This is a genomic window from Kitasatospora sp. NPDC056783 (genome assembly GCF_042789895.1).
Classification (GTDB): Bacteria; Actinomycetota; Actinomycetes; order Streptomycetales; family Streptomycetaceae; genus Kitasatospora.
Map to the genome: position 1 here is coordinate 1 of NZ_JBHUAF010000546.1, position 4,228 is coordinate 4,228.

Annotated in this window: 4 protein-coding genes; 3 read left to right on the plus strand and 1 reads right to left on the minus strand. The window is 76.1% G+C overall.

Features of this window, described 5'->3' with window-relative positions; all coding sequences use genetic code 11:
- The coding region (locus ACFRMQ_RS38780; protein ID WP_380735599.1) for a class I adenylate-forming enzyme family protein at nt 1–1,162 on the minus strand (1,162 nt) is incomplete at its 3' end.
- 261 nt (nt 1,163–1,423) lie between these two features.
- Here ACFRMQ_RS38780 and thpR point away from each other — a divergent pair.
- The 3 genes from thpR to ACFRMQ_RS38795 all read left to right on the plus strand — a co-directional run bounded on the left by thpR (nt 1,424) and on the right by ACFRMQ_RS38795 (nt 4,194).
- Nucleotides 1,424–2,041, plus strand: a complete 618-nt coding sequence (gene thpR, locus ACFRMQ_RS38785; protein WP_380735600.1) for an RNA 2',3'-cyclic phosphodiesterase — start codon at nt 1,424–1,426, stop codon at nt 2,039–2,041.
- A gap of 223 nt (nt 2,042–2,264) precedes the next feature.
- Nucleotides 2,265–3,044 carry an SDR family NAD(P)-dependent oxidoreductase gene (locus ACFRMQ_RS38790; RefSeq protein ID WP_380735601.1) on the plus strand — a complete coding sequence of 260 codons (780 nt, stop codon included), beginning with the start codon at nt 2,265–2,267 and terminating at the stop codon, nt 3,042–3,044.
- A gap of 169 nt (nt 3,045–3,213) precedes the next feature.
- A complete protein-coding gene (locus tag ACFRMQ_RS38795) occupies nt 3,214–4,194 on the plus strand; it encodes an endonuclease/exonuclease/phosphatase family protein (protein ID WP_380735602.1) in 981 nt (326 codons plus the stop codon).
- Nucleotides 4,195–4,228: the final 34 nt, after the last annotated feature.

Sequence of the window (4,228 nt, forward strand, 5' to 3'; positions counted from 1 at the left end):
CGTCCCCGTCGAGCCTGCCGAGGGCACCCATGCGCACCCAGCCGGCGCGGACGACGGCGTCGGAGGCCGCGCCGGCGTACTCACGCGGCGGGCCGGGCTGGCGCAGCCAGATCTCGCCGGTCGCACCGGGCTCCACCGGCTCCCCGGTGTCGTCCAGGATGCGCAGGTCGGCCGGGTCGGTCGGGCGGCCCACCGAGCCCGGGCGGGCCGGGTCCACGATCGCGGATATCTGGGCGGGGGACGCCTCGGCGGAGGTGTAGGTGTTGACGACCGTCGCCTTCGGCAGGGCGGCGGACAGCCCGGCGGCGACGGCCGGCGGGAGGGCGGCGGCGGTGGAGCCGACCAGCAGGACGCCGCCGAGGTCCCGGCGCTCGGCGATCCCGGAGTTCAGCAGTTCCACCGCCATCGACGGCACCAGGAAGACCGTGCCCGCGCCGAACTCCTCGACCACCCGCCCGAACTCCTCCGCGTCGAAGCGCGGCAGGCAGACCGTCGTGGGCTGCGCGGTCAGCGCGTTCACCAGGACCGCCTGGGCGGCGTTGGTCCCGATCGGGAAGGCGTGCACCGCGTGCCGGGAGTGCGCGTACGGCCGGGGGCGCGGATCGAGGGCCAGTCCGGCGGTCAGGCTCGCGTGCGCGGCCCGGACGCCCTTCGGGGTGCCGGTCGTGCCGGAGGTCCCGATGACCTGGGCCAGGTCCCCGGGGGCGACCCGGTGCGGCGGCTCCGCCCCGTCCTGGACGCCGGGCTCCTCCAGCTCCTCCAGCCGGAACGAGGGCAGCGCGGTGCGAGGGCCGCTCCCGGCGACCGCCCGGCTCGCTCCGGTGACCTCGACGAGCCGCTCCACGTCGGCCGGGCCCAGATCCTCGCGGATCACCAGCCCGGCCGCGCCCGCGTAGTGGGCCGCCAGGAACGCCACGGCGTACCCGTCCCACTCCCGGTTGGTGAACAGCAGCGCCACCGTGTCCCCCGGCCGGACCCCCGCCCGGGCCAGCCCGTGCGCGGCCCGCACCGCCCGTGCGCGCCACCGGCCGTAGGTGAGGCTCCCGCCGCCCGGAACGAGCAGGGCGACGCGGTCGGGATGGAGGGCCGCCCGGTGGTCCAGGAGTGCGGGGAGCGTGAGCGGGACGGAGGAGGCGGGCTGGGCGCTGATGACGACTCCCAAGGGGCTTTCGGAGCGCGGCGGAGCGGCGTCGGAGGAAGATCGGCCGCTGATTGGTCCAGACCGTATCGGAACGGTGAAGGAAGGCGCCAGATCCGTCCACGGATCGTCACGACCCGTACGGCACAAGGCCGGACAGTCGCCGCAGGGGGCGTCGCGGACCGGGCCGGGGGAGCCCCGCAGGCCGCCGGCGGCCGCCCGCGCCCCTGCGACCACGGCTCACCGGTGGGCACCGGCGATCCGCCCTCGGCTAGCCTCCCCCACGTGGACGATCACACCGAACCCCCGACCCGGCGGGTCTTCGTGGCCCTGGCTCCGCCCGACGAGGCCAAGGACGAACTGGCCCGGGCCCTGGAGCCCGCCTACGTCAGGTACCCGCGGCTGCGGTGGAACCGGATCGAGGACTGGCACATCACCCTGGCCTTCCTCGGTGAACAACCCTCCACGGTGGTACCCCCGCTGCGCGCGGCGCTGGCCGACCGGGCCGCGTCGCACCCCGCCCTGCGCCTGGGCCTGCGCGGCGGCGGCCACTTCGACCAGCGACTGCTGTGGACCGGGATCGACGGCGACCTGGAGCGACTGCACCTGCTCGCCGCCGACGTCCGGGACCTGGTCAGGTCCTGCGGCATCGCGTTCAGGGAGCGGCCGCTGCACCCCCATCTGACGCTGGCACGCTCCCGCCGCGACGACGCCGTCAGCGTCCCGCTGGCCGCGGCCGGGCTCACCGGGTTCACGGGCGGCCTCTGGCGGACCGAACGCCTCCACCTCGTCGGCAGCAACATCGGCCGCGGCCCCGGGCCGATCCACTACCGCGACATCGAGGCCTGGCGCTTCGGCGCCGCCGTCCGGGCCCTCGACGGCGACGCCCCCGCCGAGCCGTAGCCCGCGGGCCGGCGTCCGCGGGCCGGCGCCCGCTGGGACCGCAGGGGCTGGCGATCCGCCGTCGTGCCGTTGGTGGGGCTGGGAGGTCGGATATCGGACAACAGGCCGCCCGCGCGGTCCGGGATCTCCCAACCCGGGCAGGTACGGGGGGCCGGGGCTGTCCGGCATCCGGTCATGACGACCCGGAGCCGCCCCGGATCCGACAGGAGGGGAGTGTTCCGCCATGGGAGAACTCGACGGCAGGACGGCACTGGTGACGGGCGGCTCGCGCGGGATCGGCCGGGCGGTCGCGCTGCGGCTCGCCGCCGACGGGGCGTTGGTCGCGGTGCACTACGGCGGCAACGAGAACGCCGCCGCGGAGACCGTGGAGCTGATCGCCGGATCGGGCGGCCGGGCGTTCGCGGTGCGGGCCCGGTTCGGCGAGGACGGCGCGCTGGACCAGCTGTTCGAAGGCCTCACGGCGGGGCTGGCGGAGCACGGCGAGGACGGCCTGGACGTCCTGGTCAACAACGCAGGCATCCACGTGATGGCCTCGATCGGGCAGATCACCGAGGAGGAGTTCGACCGGGTGATGGCGGTCAACGTGCGCACCCCGCTCTTCCTGATCCAGCGGGCCCTGCCGCTGCTGCGGGACGGCGGCCGGATCGTGAACATGGCCTCGACGGCCGCCCGGATCGGCGCGCCCGTCCAGATCGGCTACTCCGTCAGCAAGACGGCGCTGACGGGCCTCGCCGCCCCGCTCGCCAACGAGCTCGGCCGGCGGGGGATCACCGTGAACACCATCAACCCCGGTGTGATCCTCACCGACATGACGTCCGCGTGGGTGGGCGCCGAGGAGACCAACGGCTGGCTGGAGTCGCTGACCGCCCTGGGCCGGATCGGCCGGCCGGAGGACGTCGCCGACATCGTGGGCTTCCTGGCCGGCGCGCAGGGCCGCTGGGTGACCGGTCAGGCCATCGACGCCTCCGGCGGTTTCTACCTCGGCCCGATCCCACCCGTCTGACCGCACCGCGCCCCGGGCCCGGCCCGGGAGCGCGCGGGCGATCCGCGACGCCCGGGCCCCGCTCCCCGGCCTCGGCCGGTGGGGCGGAACCGGGTCGCGGGCGAGGGCGTCCGTCCTTCACGACGGCGGCCGGTGATCACGACCGCCGACCGCCCCTGGAAGGAGCACCGTGACGGACGGCAGGCCGAGGAGCGCGTCACCCGGAGGCGGAGGCCGGTGGCGCCTCGCCGCGCTGACCGGGTGCGCGGCGCTGCTGCTGGGCCCGGCCGCGCTCGCCGCCGTGCGGGTGTTCGGGTGGGACGACGGCACGGTGTTGGCCCTGCCGATGGCCGGGCTGCCGTACGCGGCCCTGCTCGGCGTGGTGCTGCTGGTGGCGGTGGCGCTGCTGCGCGCCCGGTGGCTGACCGGGGTCGCGGCCGCGCTGGTGGTGCTGCACCTGTGGTGGCTGATACCCCGGCTCGTGCCGGACGGGGCCGACGCGCCGGCCGACGCGCCCCGGCTGCGGGTGGCGACCAGCAACAACTTCATGGGGCAGGTCTCGCCGAAGTCCCTGGTCGACCTGGTGCGCGACCAGCGGATCGACGTGCTCGCGGTCGAGGAGCAGAGCGACTCCGCCGCCGACGCCCTGGACGCGGCGGGCATCCGCGCCCTGCTGCCGCACCGTGAGCGGCCGGCCGGCACCGACACCGCGCTCTACACCCGGCTGCCCGTCAGCTCCGCCGCCGACCCGGCCTGGCCGACCACCAATCTGACCGTCGACGTGGGCGGCCGCCCGGTGCAGCTGGTCGCCGTGCACACCTACTACCCGCTCGGCGACGCCCGCCGCTGGGCCGAGGGACTGCACGACCTGCGCGCGGCCGCGCCCGGGCGCACCCGTGGCGCGGTCCTGCTGGGCGACTTCAACGCCACCCTCGACCACAAGCCGATGCGCGACCTGATCGCCACCGGCCTGACCGACACCCACGAGGAGCTCGGCGCGGGCCTGTTCCCGACCTGGCCCCAGGACCACCCCGACTACCGCGTCCCGGCCGCCATCCAGATCGACCACGTCCTGCACGGGCCCGCGCTGACCGCCGTCGACGTCTCCGAGCACGCCCTGCCGCGCAGCGACCACCGCGCGGTGGTGGCCGAACTCGCCGTCCTGAACTGAACGCCGACCGCTGAACGCGGGGGAAGCCGGGCCC

Excerpts from the sequence above, each read along its gene's own strand:
- ACFRMQ_RS38790 (WP_380735601.1), top strand. The coding sequence starts at position 2,265 with ATGGGAGAACTCGACGGCAGGACGGCACTGGTGACGGGCGGCTCGCGC.